Genomic DNA, 14,407 nt, shown 5'->3' with positions numbered 1-14,407 from the left:
CCGCCCGGTCCCGTACGGCCACGCCGTACGGGACCGAGGCGTTTTCGCGTCCCGGCGTCCCCGGCGTCACCCCGCGAGCAGGCCCGTACGAGAAAGAGAGCACCGTGGGCGCAGTCTCCCCCCGCCAGTCGCTTCGCGAGCGTCTTCCCGCTTTCCCCTGGGACCGCCTGGAGCCGTACAAGGCGACCGCCGCCGCGCACGCCGACGGCATCGTCGACCTCTCCGTCGGCACCCCGGTCGACCCGGTGCCCGCGCTGGTCCAGCAGGCGCTCACCGACGCCGCCAACAGCCCCGGTTACCCGACGGTGTGGGGCACCCCCGCGCTCCGGGACGCGCTCACCGGCTGGGCCGCCGACCGCCTCGGCGCCCCCGACCTCGCCCACCCCAACGTGCTCCCGGTCGTCGGCTCCAAGGAGCTCGTCGCCTGGCTGCCGACCCAACTGGGCCTGGGCGCCGGCGACAAGGTCGCCTACCCGCGGCTGGCCTACCCCACCTACGAGGTAGGCGCCCGCCTGGCCGGCGCCGAGCCGGTCGCCTACGACGAGCCGACCGCCCTCGACCCGGCCGGCCTGAAGCTGCTCTGGCTCAACTCCCCTTCCAACCCCACCGGTCGGGTGCTCACCGTCGACGAGCTGCGCCGCACCGTCGCCTGGGCCCGCGAGCACGGCGTGCTGGTCGTCAGCGACGAGTGCTACCTCGAACTGGGATGGGACGCCGAGCCGGTCTCCGTCCTGCACCCGGACGTCTGCGACGGCTCCTATGAGGGCCTCGTCGCCGTCCACTCGCTCTCCAAGCGCTCCAACCTCGCCGGCTACCGCTCGGCGTTCCTGCTGGGCGACTCCGCGGTCCTCGGCGACCTGCTCCAGATCCGCAAGCACAGCGGCATGATGATGGCCGCGCCGGTCCAGGCCGCCACCGTCGCGGCGCTCGGCGACACCGCCCACGTCGCCGAGCAGCGCGAGCGCTACGCCCGCCGGCGGGCCGCGCTGCGCACCGCCTTCGAGGCCGCGGGCTTCCGCATCGAGCACAGCGAGGCGTCGCTCTACCTCTGGGCGACCCGCGACGAGCCCTGCTGGGACACCGTCGGCGACCTCGCCAAGCGCGGCATCCTGGTCGCCCCCGGCGAGTTCTACGGCGCCGCGGGCGGGCGCTTCGTCCGGATCGCCTTCACCGCCACCGACGAGCGCGTGGCGGCCGCGGTGCGCCGGCTGTCCGGGAGTTGAGCCGGTGACGCGCTGAACGCACGGGGGCCCGGGGAGGCGTTCTCCCCGGGCCCCCGCGGCGTCGCGCGGTGTGTGGTGGAGCGATTGCTCACCGGCCGCCGAGCGGCAGCCCGCCGAGCAGGCCGGCGGCCGGCTTGAGCAGCCCGTCGGGCGAGTCCAGCAGACGCTTGGCCACCTCGGCGGCGAGCGCGTCGGTCGAGACCCCGTCCCTCACGACCGGGCGGGCCACGTCCCCCGCCTTGTGGGCGGTGTCCTTGGTGACCGGGGCGGCCTGCTCGACGACCGGACCCAGGGTCTTCACCAGCGCCGGCGCGAGGGTGCGCGCGGCCTCGTTGCCCGTCGCGTTGACCACGCCGACGCCGGTCCGGGCGGTGTTGTCCAGAGTCTTGCTGGTGTTCGCGGAGTCCAGCGTGCTCAGTCCGCCCAGCTCGTTGCCCTTGGGCGGCAGGTCCACGGCGCTCGCGGATCCGGCCGCAGTGACCACGGGAGCGGCGCCCGCTGCGACCAGCAGGGCGGCTCGGGCGATCCGACGCGTAACGGGGAGGGACATGGTGCTCCTTTTACGGAGAAGGACTCGTACTTCTGACAGATGTGCCATGTCCGCAGGGCGGACGGACGCCCTGATTACCGCGTCAGGTGCCCGAAGGTTGCGGCGAACACCGGTAAAGAGTTGGCAACGTGTCACATAATCCGCCCTCGTTAAAGAGCGGCAATATGCATGCGTGCCGATGCCGTGCGGAAACGTCACGGACCGTAAAACGCACGGGAATTGGCTGGGGATACGGTCGCGGGCAGGTGAAATTCCGTGCGGGGAAAAAGGATTGCCGGTCGAGCCCGTGCGACCGGGCCCAACACCCCTAGCGCGCGGTGACGATCCGCACCGACTCCGCCGCGCCGTCGGGCGCCGCCGGGCCCTGCCAGCCCTTGCCCGAGTCGGCCGCCGTCCACGTCCGCCCGGCATAGGAGATCTGCTCGATGTGCAGGTCGGTGGCGTGCGCCAGCGCCCAGTTCGCCAACTGCCAGCCGCGCTGCACGGTGTCGCCCTCGGCCGCCGTGCGGAACCCGTCGGGCTGCACCGGCACCGTCACGCTCCGCCCCGACGTCGCGGACCGCCCACCGGCGCCCACCGTCCGCGGCAGCACCTCGGGCCCGAATTCCCGCACCAGCTTCTCCCTGACCTTCGCCGCGCCGTCCGGCCCCGGGCTGTCCACGGGGTGGCTCACCGTGCAGCTCAGCGCGTCCGCACTGCGGCCGGTCAACGCCCCGGTGAGCAGCGTGGCATTCGCCTCGTGCTTGGCGTACGCCTGCGGATAACCGCTGCGCTGCACCTTCTGCGCGGCGACGGTCAGCGGCAGCCGGGAATACCCCGGCACCTTCGCCAGATGACGGTAGAACTCCCCGGACGCATAGACCGGGTCCATGATCTGTTTCACGGTGCCCCAGTCCTGGGACGGCCGCTGCTGGAAAAGCCCCACCGAATCCCGGTCGCCGAAATTGATGTTGCGCAGCCCGGACTCCTGCATCGCGGTCGCCAGTGCGATCGTCACCGCCCGCTCGGGAAGCCCGCGCGAGGCCGCCACCGCGGAGATCGTCGCGGCGTTCGCGGCCTGCTCGGGCGTGAGCTCGTAGGGATCCCCGCCACCCTGGACGCGCACCGTGCAGTGCGGCGCCCCGGGGCCGCTGGTGAGGTACTGCACCAGGAGATACGCGACCACCCCGAGGAGGACGACAAAGGCCGCGGCGGTGCGCCACAGACGGGTGCGACGGGCGGGGGAAACGGGCTGGGCGGACACGCAGCACAACGTACCGGAGGGCTGCCGATAGGGTCGGCCCCATGGAGCGCTCTACTCACACCGGCCTTGACCTGTCGTTGGACGCCGCCGCGTTGACCGCCCGGCTCGTCGACTTCCCGTCCGTGAGCGGCACCGAGAAGGACCTCGCCGACGCCGTGGAAGACGCCCTGCGCGCCCTGCCGCACCTGACCGTCGACCGGTACGGCAACAACGTCGTCGCCCGCACACAGCTCGGCCGCGCGGAGCGGGTGGTGCTCGCCGGGCACCTCGACACCGTGCCGATCGCCGACAACGTCCCCTCCCACCTGGACGACCAGGGTGTCCTGTGGGGCTGCGGCACCTCCGACATGAAGTCCGGGGTCGCCGTCCAACTCCGGTTGGCCGCCACCGTCCCCGCGCCCAACCGGGACCTCACCTTCGTCTTCTACGACAACGAGGAGGTCGCCGCGCACCTCAACGGCCTGGGCAAGGTCGCCGAGGCCCATCCCGACTGGCTGGCCGGCGACTTCGCCGTCCTCCTGGAGCCCACCGACGGCGAGGTGGAGGGCGGCTGCCAGGGCACCCTGCGGGTGCTGCTGCGCACCCGGGGGGAGCGCGCCCACTCCGCGCGCGCCTGGATGGGCGCCAATGCGGTGCACGCCGCCGCCCCGATCCTGGCGAAGCTGGCCGCCTACGAGCCGCGCCGCCCGGTCATCGACGGCCTGGAATACCGGGAGGGCCTCAACGCCGTCGGCATCCAGGGCGCGGTGGCCACCAACGTCATCCCGGACGAGTGCACCGTCACCGTCAACTACCGCTACGCGCCCGACCGCAGCGCCGAGGAGGCGGTGGCCCACGTACGCGAGGTCTTCGCCGACTGCCCCGTGGACGAGTTCATCGTCGACGACCACTCCCCGGGGGCGCTGCCCGGGCTGTCGCACCCGGCGGCCGAGGCGTTCATGACCGCGGTCGGCGGCGCCGCGCGGCCCAAGTTCGGCTGGACCGACGTCTCCCGCTTCAGCGCCCTCGGCGTCCCGGCCGTCAACTACGGGCCCGGCAACCCGCTGCTGGCCCACAAGAAGGACGAGCGGGTCGCGGTCGACCACATCCTGCACTGCGAGGAGCGGCTGCGCGCCTGGCTGACCGGCGGCCCGGCGGCCTGACGGACGCGGCAGGTCAGCGGCTGATCAACGGGGCCGTCCGGGAGCGGACGGCCCCGTTGCCGTCCGCTCGCATACCAGTCGAATTCCCCTCCCGGTCACACCGGCCGATCTACGCTGAAGTGGCAAACGATCTGTCAGCGGAGGGAGCACGTCATGGCCAACCCCGAGGGAGCCCCCGTCCCCGAGGAGCAGCGGCTGGGTCCCGTACTGCGCCGGCACGACCAGGTGCAGACCGGTACGACGACGGACCAGCGACTGCTGGACTCCGAAGGTCCTTCCGAGTGGGTGCACACCGATCCCTGGCGCGTGATGCGGATCCAGTCGGAGTTCGTCGAGGGCTTCGGCGCGCTGGCCGAGCTGGGGCCGGCGGTGAGCGTCTTCGGCTCGGCCCGCACGCCGCGCGGCACGGCCGAGTACGAGGCCGGGGTGCGGATCGGCGCCGCGCTCGTGGCGGCCGGCTTCTCGGTGATCACCGGCGGCGGCCCGGGGGCCATGGAGGCCGCCAACAAGGGCGCCTTCGAGGCCGGCGGCACCTCCGTCGGGCTCGGCATCGAGCTCCCCTTCGAGCAGGGCATGAACCGGTACGTGAACCTCGGCGTCGACTTCCGCTACTTCTTCGTCCGGAAGACCTGCTTCGTGAAGTACGCCCGCGGGTTCGTCGTGCTCCCCGGTGGACTGGGCACCCTCGACGAGCTCTTCGAGGCGCTGACCCTCGTCCAGACCCGCAAGGTCACCCGCTTCCCGATCGTGCTGTTCGGCTCGGAGTACTGGGGCGGGCTGGTCTCCTGGCTGCGCGAGACCCTGGTGGCCCAGGGCAAGGCGTCGCCGCACGACCTGGAGCTGTTCCACCTCAGCGACGACGTGGACGAGGCGATCGCCCTGGTCACCAAGGAGGTCGGGATCTAGCGCCGGCCCGAGGGGCCATGGCTGGGGGCGGGTGGCCGCCCGCCCCCAGCGGGAATACCGCCCACCCCCGGCCCGTTGTGGCCCCGCAGGGGGCGCGGCCATCCCCTACGGGATCCGTTCGCACGCCCCCTAGTGCAGCCCCCGAGGGCTCCCAGGGGCGCGCCCTTCAGGCCAGCCCGCGCCGGGCCACCGCCGGTTCCCGGTGACCGGCGATCGAGGCCACCATGTCCAACACCTGCCGGGTCTCGGCGACTTCGTGGACGCGGTAGACCTGGGCGCCGAGCCAGGCGGAGACCGCGGTGGTCGCCAGGGTGCCCAACACCCGTTCCTTGACCGGCTTGTCCAGCGTCTCGCCGACGAAGTCCTTGTTGGACAGCGACACCAGCACCGGCCAGCCCGTCTCCACCATCTCCCCGAGCCGCCGGGTCGCCTCCAGGCTGTGCCGGGTGTTCTTCCCGAAGTCGTGCCCCGGGTCGATCAGGATCCCGTCCCGTCGCACGCCCAACTCCCGGGCCCGCTCGGCCAGTCCGAGCGTCACCCGCAGCACGTCGGCCATCACGTCGTGGTACACCACCCGGTGCGGCCGGGTGCGCGGCTCGACGCCGCCCGCGTGGGTGCACACCAGGCCCACGTCGTACCGGGCGGCGACCTCGGCCAGTCGCGGATCGACCCCGCCCCAGGCGTCGTTGAGCAGATCCGCGCCGGCCTCGCACACCGCCTCGGCGACCTCGTGCCGCCAGGTGTCGACGCTGATCACCACGTCGGGGTGGCGGCTGCGCACCTCGGCCACGAACCCGACCGTGCGGCGGGCCTCCTCCTCGGCGTCGACCTCCTCGCCGGGGCCGGCCTTGACGCCGCCGATGTCGATGATCGCGGCGCCGTCGTCGATCGCCTGCGCCACGCGGTCCAGCGCGGGCTCGTCATGGAAGGTCGCCCCCTGGTCGTAGAAGGAGTCCGGCGTCCGGTTGACGATCGCCATGATCACCGGCTCATGCGCTCCGAACTCGCGTTTTCCCAGCCGCAGCATTTCCTGACTCCCTCTCCATGGTCCGGCAGCGACCCTAACTGTCAGACCCGCATGGCACGATCGGTGCAGGCACTTGAAGTCCGGGGAGATGGTCGTGTTCTGGTTCATGCTGATCGCGATGGTCGTGGTGGTGGCCGCGGTCACGCTCGTCGTCGTGGGCGGGGGCGACGCCGGCGGCGAGGGGGGCGGGCTGCGCGACGCCGAGCCCACGGCGCTGTACGACCCGCTGCCCCAGGACCGCCCGCTGGCCCGGGCCGATGTGGAGGCCGTCCGACTGCCGGTGGCCGTCCGCGGCTACCGCATGGACGACGTCGACGACGTCCTGGACCGCGTCGGCGCCGAGCTCGCCGAGCGGGACGCCCGGATCGCCGAGCTGGAGGCCGCGCTGGCCGGCGCCCATGCCGCGGCCATGGGCGGACCGGGTCTCATAGAGGGCGCGCCGCCCGTGCCCGCCGAGGAGCCAGGGCGACCCGGGGCCGACGAGGCGCCGGGCGGTGCGACGAGGAGCGACGGACCGGAAACCCCCGGCCGCGCGGAGCACGGAGACGGTCGCGCCGAGGGCGCGGAAGGGGAGGGTCAGCAATGAGCGGAGTGGTGACGGCGCCGGACGGCGTCCCGCGCTGCCCGTGGGGGATGGAGTCGGAGCAGATGGCCGACTACAGGCTCTATCACGACACGGAGTGGGGCCGGCCGATCCACGGCGACGACGCGCTCTTCGAGCGGATGAGCCTGGAGGCGTTCCAGTCCGGGCTGTCCTGGATCACCATCCTGCGGCGCCGCGAGGGGTTCCGGGCCGCGTTCGCCGGCTTCCGCATCGCGGAGGTGGCCCGCTTCACCGACGCGGACGCCGAGCGGCTCCTGGTCGACCGGGCCATCATCCGCAACCGTGCCAAGATCGCCGCGACGATCGCCAACGCCAAGGTCGCCGTCGAGCTGGGCCCCGGCGAGCTCGACGCCCTGATCTGGTCCCACGCCCCGACCCGCGCCGGCCGCCCGGTGCCGCACACCGTCGGCGACGTGCAGCCGACGACCCCGGAGTCCGCCGCGCTCGCCAAGGACCTCAAGAAGCGCGGCTTCCGGTTCGTCGGCCCCACCACCGCCTACGCGATGATGCAGGCGTGCGGCCTGGTCAACGACCACCTCGCGGACTGCCATGTGCGCGCGGAGGTGGAGGCGGCGGCCGGCTGAGCGCCGGCCCGGCCCGCCGTCCACCGGGAGCGGCGGGCCCCGGTCAGCGCCCGACGAAGACCGGCTTCTCCTTCTTGACGAACGCCTCCACCGCGCGGTGGTGGTCCTCCGAGGCCCCGGCCCGGACCTGGAGTTTGTCCTCCTTCTCCAGGGTCTCGGTGAGCGAGTGGCCGGCGCCGTAGGCCAGCGACTCCTTGAGCGCGGCGTAGGCGGCGGTCGGCCCCTCGGCCAGCCGGCGGGCCACCGCGGCCGCCTCCGCCGCCAGTTCGTCGGCGGGCACCACCTTGTTGGCGATGCCCAGTTCGTAGGCTTCCTGGGCGGGGATCGAGCGCGGGAAGAGCAGCAGGTCGGCGGCGCGGCCGTGGCCGATCAGCCGCGGCAGCGTCCAGGACACCCCGGAGTCCGCGGTCAGCGCCACGCCCGCGAACGAGGTGTTGAACGAGGCGGTGTCGGCGACGACTCGGTAGTCGGCGGCCAGCGCGAAGCCCGCGCCGGCGCCCGCGGCGACCCCGTTGACCCCGGCCACCACCGGCTTGGGCATCCCCGCCAGCGCCGTGACGATGGGGTTGTAGTGCTCCCGCACGGTGTTCATGGTGCGCCCGCCGCCGCTCTTGCGGTCCTCGGCCAGCAGCCCGATGTGCTCCTTGAGGTCCTGTCCGACGCAGAAGGCGCGCCCGGTGGCGGTGAGCAGCACCGCCCGCACCGCCGGGTCGGCGGCGGCCTCGGCAAGGACGTCGCGGAGCGCGACCTTCGCCTCCGTGTTCAGCGCGTTCATGGCGTCGGGGCGGTTGAGGGTGACCGTCGCCAGTCCCTCGGTCACGTCGTAGAGCACGGTGTCGGCCATAGTTGGGAGTCCCCTCCGTCGTGGCTCGGTGCTGCCCGGCAGCGGCAGTCAGCGCTCAGGATGCCGGAGATCATCCGCCCTCGACATGTGACGTACGTCAAAGAATGCGGGCGTGCCGGGTGGTGAAGAGCGGCGAAGTATCGCAGCCGGCTCCCCGAATTGGGTGGGTTTGCGGGAGCGCGTTGCCAAAGGGATGCCCCCTGATGTTGGTCATCGGGTCGTTCGATGCGGGATAATGGCCTAGAAGCAATGTGTTCGACGCCGGTGACACGCGCCTATCAAGGCCGTCGGCTGAGATGAGCTGGTTTCAGGAAGGGGAACGAGCATGGCGGCCATGAAGCCGCGGACGGGCGACGGCCCGCTCGAGGTGACCAAGGAGGGGCGGGGCATCGTCATGCGCGTTCCGCTCGAAGGCGGCGGTCGACTCGTCGTCGAGCTGACCCCCGACGAGGCCAAGGCCCTGGGTGAGGCCCTGGAGAAGGTCACCGTCTGACGCGGGCGGTACCACCGCTGCGGCTCTTCGGGACATCCCGGTAGCTCCAGCCGGACACCCCGGCCCCGGCACGCGGCGCGCCACACTACGGCGCGCCGCGTGCCGGGGCCGTTTCGTATGCCGGAACGCCGCCCCGGGCGGCGGTGCGGGCGGGCGCGCGGACGGTCGGCTAGCCGCGCTTGACCGCGCAGAGCAGCCCGTCGCCGACCGGCAGCAGCGCCGGCACCAGCGTGGTGCTCTCCCGTACGGCCCGCAGCAGTTCGCGGACCCGCAGTACCTCGTCGGGCTGCTCCGCCGAGTCGACCGTCCGGCCGTCGGCGAAGACGCCCTGGAAACAGACGAGGCCGCCGGACCGCAGCAGCCGCAACGATTCAGCGAGGTACTCCAGGTACTCCATGGGGTCGCCGTCGCAGAAGACGAGGTCGTAGCCGCCGTCCGCCAGGCGCGGCAGGACGTCCAGCGCCCGGCCGGGGATGAAGCGCGCGCGGTTGCCGGCGAAGCCCGCGGCGCGGAACGCCTGCTTGGCGAACGCCTGCCGCTCCGGTTCGAGGTCCACGGTGGTCAGCACGCCGTCGGGGCGCATGCCGTGCAGGAGGTAGATGCCCGACACCCCCGTGCCGGTGCCGATCTCGGCGACCGCCTTGGCGTCCGCGGTGGCGGCGAGCAGCCGCAGGGCGGCGCCGGCGCCGGCGGTCACGGTGCGGACGCCGACCTCACGGGCGCGGTCGCGGCACCAGAGCAGGGCGGTGTGGGCGTCGTCGTCGAGGGTCCCGGCGCCGTACGCCTCGGCGAATGCCAAGCTCGTCTGCCGGTTGCCGGTAATGGCCCTCTCCTGTCCCCGTAGTTGACGCAACCGTGACTGTATCCGCTGCGCGCGGGAACCCGCAGATGGGACCGGGCGTTAGGAGGGGGCAGGGGGAAGAACGGGGGGACGCACCGGTGGATACCGCGCAAGAGGCCGGGCGAGAGCCGCGGCAGGACGAGAAGCCACACCAAATGCTGGTCAAAACTGCTTATCCGGAGCTAACGGGCGAGGTGGATATGGTAGGGGCTCTACTGGACACCACCAGAGCCACCAGGGGAGGTGCGGCTGCGGCGGGTGACCGAAGGGTGCGCAGGCGCTTGCGACGGTCGTTCGCCGGGCCGAAATCCGTGACCAACACCGCTGACCGTTTCCGCCCTCACGGCCCCAGGGCCAGGGGAGGGGCCCCCATCGCCGACGCGCCCACCGCGACCTTCGCCGCCGACGCGGACGCGCAGGCGTGGTCTCCGCCCACCTGGGAGGAGATCGTCAGTACCCACAGTGCCCGGGTGTACCGCCTCGCCTACCGCCTCAGCGGCAATCAGCACGACGCCGAGGACCTCACGCAGGAGGTGTTCGTCCGCGTCTTCCGCTCGCTGTCGTCGTACACCCCCGGCACCTTCGAGGGCTGGCTGCACCGCATCACGACCAACCTCTTCTTGGACATGGTCCGTCGCCGTCAGCGCATCCGCTTCGACGCGCTGGGTGACGACGCCGCCGAGAAGCTCCCCAGTCGTGAGCCGGCGCCGCAGCAGCAGTTCGACGACACCCACTTCGACGCGGACGTCCAGCACGCGCTGGACACCCTCGCGCCGGAGTTCCGGGCCGCCGTGGTGCTCTGCGACATCGAGGGCCTGTCGTACGAGGAGATCGCCGCGACCCTCGGCGTCAAGTTGGGCACGGTCCGCAGCCGGATCCACCGGGGCCGCTCCCATCTGCGCAAGGCGCTCAAGCACCGTTCGCCCGAGGCGCGGGCGGAGGAGCGTGAGGAGCGCGACGAGCGGCGTGCCCTGGCCGTGGTGCCCAGTAGGGAGGTCGGAATCGCGTGAGCGGCAGTGGCGGTCCGTCCCCCGCCGAGCAACATCTCGGCGACCGCCTGGCAGCCCTGGTCGACGGTGAACTGGGGCACGACGCACGAGAACGGGTGCTGGCGCACCTGGCGACGTGCGGGAAGTGCAAGGCGGAGGCCGATGCGCAGCGTCGGCTGAAAAACGTGTTCGCGCAGGCGCTGTCCCCCGGGCCCTCCGAGGGACTGCTGGCGCGCCTTCAGCAGTTGCCCGGCGGTGAGCCGGGCGGTCCGGGCAGCCGGCTCGGCAACGGCACCTTCGGCCGGGGCGAATTCGCCCGCGGCGACGGTGCGTTCGGCTACGTCCCGTCGGAGCGGCACCTCGGTCCCGCGATGGCGGCCGTCTCCGCACAGCCCCGGGCGCGCGGCTTCCGGGTGCACGAGCCGGAGCGCGGCACCCCGCAGCGGCGCCGGCTCGCGTTCGCGGCGGCCGGCGCGGTGTCGCTGGCGGCGTTCGCGCTCGGTGGTGCCCTCCCGTTGGAGGCGGCCGTCGACGTCCCGGGCCCGCGCGCCGAGGGCAACGGCACCGCCGTCACCCCGCTCAACGCCAACCCCGCGGCCGGCGCCGTGCCGTTCGTCGGCGACGAGGGGCCGCTGGCCACGGACGAGCCCCGGCCCGGTTCCTGGCCCGCCGCCAGCGATCCGACCGGCGCCCCCGCGCCGAGCCCGATGTCGCTGTTCGCACCCTCCGCGGGCCGTCCCACGGACGCCGTGCCGGCGTTCGGCCCGCTGCCGGGCCGCTTCGGGATCTCGCCGCTGATCGCCGCCACCGCCCCGCCGACGGAGGACCGCTTCGCCCAGCTCTCGGTCAGCGCCGAGGTCCCGATCCACCACGTCCCGTCGCCGCTGCCGCCGTTGGCGCCGATGCGGCCGGCGCTCGGCTCCGACGGCGGCAGCAGCCAGGCGGCCTCCGGCCCGCACTGACCGGACCGCGCACGTCACCGCCCGGAACTGGTTGAATCCCTTCTCGGGTGGCGCGTCCCTGCCCGGGGCGCGTGCCGCGGGGCCCGTCGTCGGACGGGCCGTAGGTGGCCGCGCTGGGGCGCGGGTGAAGTGTTGGGGAGAGCATGGACGACGCGAAGGGCGCCGGGCCCAAGCTGAAGTGGTGGAGCCGGCCGGAGCCGGTTCCGGGGCCGGGACAGCCCGTCGGGGGCGGGGCCGGGGAGCCGGCGGACGGTGCCTCCGGCGCGGAGCCGTCGGGCGATTGGGTCGTCGGCCCGCCGCGGCCCACGACGGCGCCCATGGCGGCGGGGCCGGCGACGGACGCGCCCCCGCCCGCCGAGGCCGCCCGGGACGCCCGCGGTGCCCAGACCGACGGCGCCGATGCCGTCGACACCGCCAGGACCGCCGAAGTGGCCGAAGCCGGCGGCGAGTTGACGGCCCCGGCGGCGGAGGCATCCGGATCGGCTCCCGCAGGGGAGCGCACGGCGTCGGGCACTCCGGGCGAGCGGGAGCGGGTAACGGGCGACGCGGCCGAGGGTCGTCCGACCGAGGTGCGTCTGGCCAAGGACCGTCCGGCCGAAGGCCGTTCGACCGAGAACGCCCCCGCCACCCCCGAGCGCCCCGCCGCGACCGTGGTGCTCGGCGCGGTGCCCGCCCACGTCCCCGAGCAGCGCGGGCCGGCTCAGGGCACCGAGCCCGCGGTCGACGGCTCCCGCCCCAACCCGCGCCCCGTGCCCGCGGCCGGTTCCGCGGAGCCGCCCACCGGTGCCGCCCCTGTTGACGCCCCGGCCGCCGCCCCCCGGCAGCAGCCGCTGCACCCCGAGGACCCCTACGGGACGCCCCCGTACGGCGGTCCCGGACCGTGGGCGCCCGCGCCGCTCGTCCAGCGGCCGACGCCGGCGCACGGCACCGCGGTGCCCAGCGGAGTGGCGCCGGCCCCCGTCACCTCGCGCGAGGCCGAACTCCCGCCCGAGGCAGGGGCCGTGGCGCCGAAGCCGGCGTACGCCCCCGGCACGGCCGCCGAGCCCGCCGCCGGTGGCTTCGTCCCGCACCCCGGCGATGGCGGCCCCCGCCCCGCGCCCCCGACCGCGCCCGGCGCGTGGCAGCACTACGACCCCTGGAGCGCGCCCCGCCCCGGTGGCCCGATGGTGGCACCGGGCGCCCCGGACCCGCGGGCGCCGCGGCGGCGCGGCCGACGAGCCCGACTGGCGGCCGCCGCCGTGGCGTTGGCGCTGCTCGCGGGCGGCGTCGGTGGGGTCGCCGGCGCGTACGTCGAGCGGTACGGCGGCCTCGACGACCTCAAGCTGCCGCAGGCGGCCGGGGACGCGGGCGGCCGCAGCCCGGAGAGCGTCGCGGGGATCGCCAGGGCGGCGCTGCCCGGCGTGGTCACCCTGCACGTCCGCGGCAACGCCGAACAGGGCACCGGCACCGGCTTCGTGCTCGATCGACAGGGCCACATCCTCACCAACAACCACGTCGTCGAGCCGGCCGGGACCGGTGGCGAGATATCGGTGACGTTCAGCGGCGGACAGACCGCGAAGGCCAAGGTCATCGGGCGGGACGGCGGCTACGACCTCGCGGTGGTGCAGGTCCGCGGCGTCACCGGGCTGCACCCGCTCGCCCTCGGCGACTCCGACGCGGCGCAGGTCGGCGACCCGGTGGTGGCCATCGGCGCGCCCTACGACCTCGCCAACACCGTGACGTCCGGGATCATCAGCGCCAAGCAGCGCCCGATCACCGCGGGCGGCAAGAAGCCGGACGGCAGCGATGTGTCGTACGTCGACGCGCTGCAGACCGACGCCCCCATCAACCCGGGTAATTCGGGCGGCCCGTTGGTGGATGCCAAGGCCCGGGTGATCGGGATCAACAGCGCGATCCGGGCGGCCGACAGCGGCACCGGCGGGCTGGACGGCGGCGGCCAGGGCGGCAGCATCGGCCTGGGCTTCGCCATACCGATCAACCAGGCCAAGCGCGTCGCCGAGGAGCTGGTCAACACCGGCCGGGCCACCCACCCGGTGCTCGGGGTCACGCTGGCGATGGAGTACGCCGGCGACGGCGCCCGGGTCAGCGAGGACGGCAAGGGCGGTGCGCCGGCGGTCGCCCCCGGCGGCCCCGGCGCCAAGGCCGGCCTTCAGCCGGGCGACGTGATCACCGAGGTGGACGGGGCGCCGGTGCACAGCGGCGAGGAGCTGATCATCAAGGTCCGCAGCCACCGGCCCGGCGACGTGCTGACGCTGACGGTCCAGCGGGGCGACGCGCAGCGGTCCGTCCGGCTGACACTGGGTTCCGCCACGCAGGGTTGATCGTTTGTACGGTGTTGGGACGGGCGACTCCCGTCCGACGCCGGGGGCCAGGTACCGTGAGAGGCGGCCTGGCCCAAAGGCCCCCGAAGGCCGCGGATAACCCAAGGAGCTGCAAGGTGTTCTTCGACATAGGACCCCTAGAGCTGATTGCGATCGTCGTCCTCGCGGTGCTTCTGTTCGGGCCGGACAAGCTGCCCAAGCTCATCCAGGACGCGACCGGTTTCATCCGGAAGGTCCGGGAGTTCTCCGACAGCGCCAAGCAGGACATCCGCGACGAGCTCGGTCCGGAGTTCAAGGACTTCGAGTTCGAGGACCTCAAGCCGAAGAACTTCGTCCGCAAGCACGTCCTGGAGAAGGACGAGTACGGGCTGAAGGAGCTCGCCGAGCTGCGCGAGGGCTTCGACCTGAAGAAGGAGATGACCGACGTCACCGACGCGGTCCGGGAGTCCACCGCGCCCCGCTCCGCGGCCGCCGCCGCGGCCGGCTCCTCGGTGAACCTTTCGAAGGAGCCGACGGCCTCCTCCGCCGGCCGTCCGGACATGTTCACCAAGAGCGCGGACGCCTCCCGTCGCGAGCCGCCGCCGTTCGACGCCGACGCGACCTGAGAATCTCGTATGCCCGGCTGTGTTGACCCCACTGGCTATGCTCCCGGTGTCCGGGGTGAGGTCGCCTGAGGGG

Annotated in this window: 15 protein-coding genes; 10 read left to right on the top strand and 5 right to left on the bottom strand. The window is 73.6% G+C overall.

Annotated features, from left to right (window positions below; genetic code table 11):
- The first annotated feature begins 104 nt into the window (after positions 1 to 104).
- Positions 105 to 1,223 carry a succinyldiaminopimelate transaminase gene (dapC, locus tag PV796_RS14390; protein ID WP_274913492.1) on the top strand — a complete coding sequence of 373 codons (1,119 nt, stop codon included), beginning with the start codon at positions 105 to 107 and terminating at the stop codon, positions 1,221 to 1,223.
- 88 nt (positions 1,224 to 1,311) lie between these two features.
- On the opposite strand, the gene PV796_RS14385 is transcribed toward dapC, so the two are convergent.
- Positions 1,312 to 1,773, bottom strand: a complete 462-nt coding sequence (locus PV796_RS14385; protein ID WP_274913490.1) for an ATP-binding protein — start codon at positions 1,771 to 1,773, stop codon at positions 1,312 to 1,314.
- 307 nt (positions 1,774 to 2,080) lie between these two features.
- Positions 2,081 to 3,016: a heavy metal transporter gene (locus PV796_RS14380; protein WP_274913488.1), complete on the bottom strand. Its 936-nt coding sequence runs from the start codon at positions 3,014 to 3,016 to the stop codon at positions 2,081 to 2,083.
- Between the two features lie 41 nt (positions 3,017 to 3,057).
- Between PV796_RS14380 and dapE the strand changes: the two genes are divergently transcribed.
- Together dapE and PV796_RS14370 are read left to right on the top strand one after the other, a co-directional pair.
- Complete coding sequence (gene dapE / locus PV796_RS14375; protein ID WP_274913487.1) at positions 3,058 to 4,158, top strand: succinyl-diaminopimelate desuccinylase; 1,101 nt, start codon at positions 3,058 to 3,060, stop codon at positions 4,156 to 4,158.
- A 153-nt stretch (positions 4,159 to 4,311) separates the two neighbouring features.
- Positions 4,312 to 5,064 (top strand): LOG family protein, encoded by a 753-nt coding sequence (locus tag PV796_RS14370; protein ID WP_274913485.1) that lies wholly within the window; start codon positions 4,312 to 4,314, stop codon positions 5,062 to 5,064.
- Between the two features lie 166 nt (positions 5,065 to 5,230).
- Here PV796_RS14370 and folP read toward each other — a convergent pair whose 3' ends face one another.
- On the bottom strand, positions 5,231 to 6,091 hold the full coding sequence (gene folP, locus PV796_RS14365) for a dihydropteroate synthase (protein WP_274913483.1): 861 nt from the start codon (positions 6,089 to 6,091) through the stop codon (positions 5,231 to 5,233).
- Between the two features lie 94 nt (positions 6,092 to 6,185).
- Between folP and PV796_RS14360 the strand changes: the two genes are divergently transcribed.
- Positions 6,186 to 6,677 carry a DivIVA domain-containing protein gene (locus PV796_RS14360; RefSeq protein WP_274913481.1) on the top strand — a complete coding sequence of 164 codons (492 nt, stop codon included), beginning with the start codon at positions 6,186 to 6,188 and terminating at the stop codon, positions 6,675 to 6,677.
- Positions 6,674 to 7,279, top strand: coding sequence for a DNA-3-methyladenine glycosylase I (locus tag PV796_RS14355; protein WP_274913480.1), 606 nt, complete (start codon positions 6,674 to 6,676; stop codon positions 7,277 to 7,279). Before PV796_RS14360 ends, PV796_RS14355 begins: the two co-directional genes overlap by 4 nt.
- 43 nt (positions 7,280 to 7,322) lie before the next feature.
- On the opposite strand, the gene chcB is transcribed toward PV796_RS14355, so the two are convergent.
- On the bottom strand, positions 7,323 to 8,123 hold the full coding sequence (chcB, locus tag PV796_RS14350; RefSeq protein ID WP_274913479.1) for a 2-cyclohexenylcarbonyl CoA isomerase: 801 nt from the start codon (positions 8,121 to 8,123) through the stop codon (positions 7,323 to 7,325).
- Positions 8,124 to 8,448: 325 nt separating this feature from the next.
- Here chcB and PV796_RS14345 point away from each other — a divergent pair, with 325 nt between their 5' ends.
- Positions 8,449 to 8,616 carry a DUF3117 domain-containing protein gene (locus PV796_RS14345; RefSeq protein WP_003985072.1) on the top strand — a complete coding sequence of 56 codons (168 nt, stop codon included), beginning with the start codon at positions 8,449 to 8,451 and terminating at the stop codon, positions 8,614 to 8,616.
- A gap of 169 nt (positions 8,617 to 8,785) precedes the next feature.
- Here the strand turns inward: PV796_RS14345 and PV796_RS14340 are convergent, their stop codons facing one another.
- The gene (locus PV796_RS14340) at positions 8,786 to 9,469 is read right to left on the bottom strand and encodes an O-methyltransferase (RefSeq protein ID WP_274913477.1); all 684 of its coding nucleotides are present in this window, start codon (positions 9,467 to 9,469) and stop codon (positions 8,786 to 8,788) included.
- A gap of 299 nt (positions 9,470 to 9,768) precedes the next feature.
- Here PV796_RS14340 and sigE point away from each other — a divergent pair, with 299 nt between their 5' ends.
- From sigE to PV796_RS14320, 4 genes are all read left to right on the top strand, one after another.
- On the top strand, positions 9,769 to 10,467 hold the full coding sequence (gene sigE, locus PV796_RS14335) for an RNA polymerase sigma factor SigE (protein ID WP_376568931.1): 699 nt from the start codon (positions 9,769 to 9,771) through the stop codon (positions 10,465 to 10,467).
- Positions 10,464 to 11,408: a zf-HC2 domain-containing protein gene (locus tag PV796_RS14330; RefSeq protein WP_274913475.1), complete on the top strand. Its 945-nt coding sequence runs from the start codon at positions 10,464 to 10,466 to the stop codon at positions 11,406 to 11,408. The genes sigE and PV796_RS14330 overlap by 4 nt, the downstream gene beginning before the upstream one ends.
- A 143-nt stretch (positions 11,409 to 11,551) precedes the next feature.
- Positions 11,552 to 13,729 carry a S1C family serine protease gene (locus PV796_RS14325; protein WP_274913474.1) on the top strand — a complete coding sequence of 726 codons (2,178 nt, stop codon included), beginning with the start codon at positions 11,552 to 11,554 and terminating at the stop codon, positions 13,727 to 13,729.
- Positions 13,730 to 13,845: 116 nt separating this feature from the next.
- A complete protein-coding gene (locus PV796_RS14320) occupies positions 13,846 to 14,334 on the top strand; it encodes a sec-independent translocase (RefSeq protein ID WP_274913473.1) in 489 nt (162 codons plus the stop codon).
- The last annotated feature ends 73 nt before the right edge of the window (positions 14,335 to 14,407 follow it).

Origin of the sequence: Streptomyces sp. WZ-12 (genome assembly GCF_028898845.1) — a bacterium.
Lineage (GTDB): Bacteria > Actinomycetota > Actinomycetes > Streptomycetales > Streptomycetaceae > Streptomyces.
This window is presented reverse-complemented; position numbering and strand designations above follow the sequence as displayed.

Coding starts and splice junctions, on each gene's coding strand:
- dapE (WP_274913487.1), top strand. CDS start 3,058: ATGGAGCGCTCTACTCACACCGGCCTTGACCTGTCGTTGGACGCCGCC.
- PV796_RS14385 (WP_274913490.1), bottom strand. CDS start 1,773: ATGTCCCTCCCCGTTACGCGTCGGATCGCCCGAGCCGCCCTGCTGGTC.
- chcB (WP_274913479.1), bottom strand. CDS start 8,123: ATGGCCGACACCGTGCTCTACGACGTGACCGAGGGACTGGCGACGGTC.
- PV796_RS14355 (WP_274913480.1), top strand. CDS start 6,674: ATGAGCGGAGTGGTGACGGCGCCGGACGGCGTCCCGCGCTGCCCGTGG.
- folP (WP_274913483.1), bottom strand. CDS start 6,091: ATGCTGCGGCTGGGAAAACGCGAGTTCGGAGCGCATGAGCCGGTGATC.
- PV796_RS14345 (WP_003985072.1), top strand. CDS start 8,449: ATGGCGGCCATGAAGCCGCGGACGGGCGACGGCCCGCTCGAGGTGACC.
- PV796_RS14325 (WP_274913474.1), top strand. CDS start 11,552: ATGGACGACGCGAAGGGCGCCGGGCCCAAGCTGAAGTGGTGGAGCCGG.
- PV796_RS14370 (WP_274913485.1), top strand. CDS start 4,312: ATGGCCAACCCCGAGGGAGCCCCCGTCCCCGAGGAGCAGCGGCTGGGT.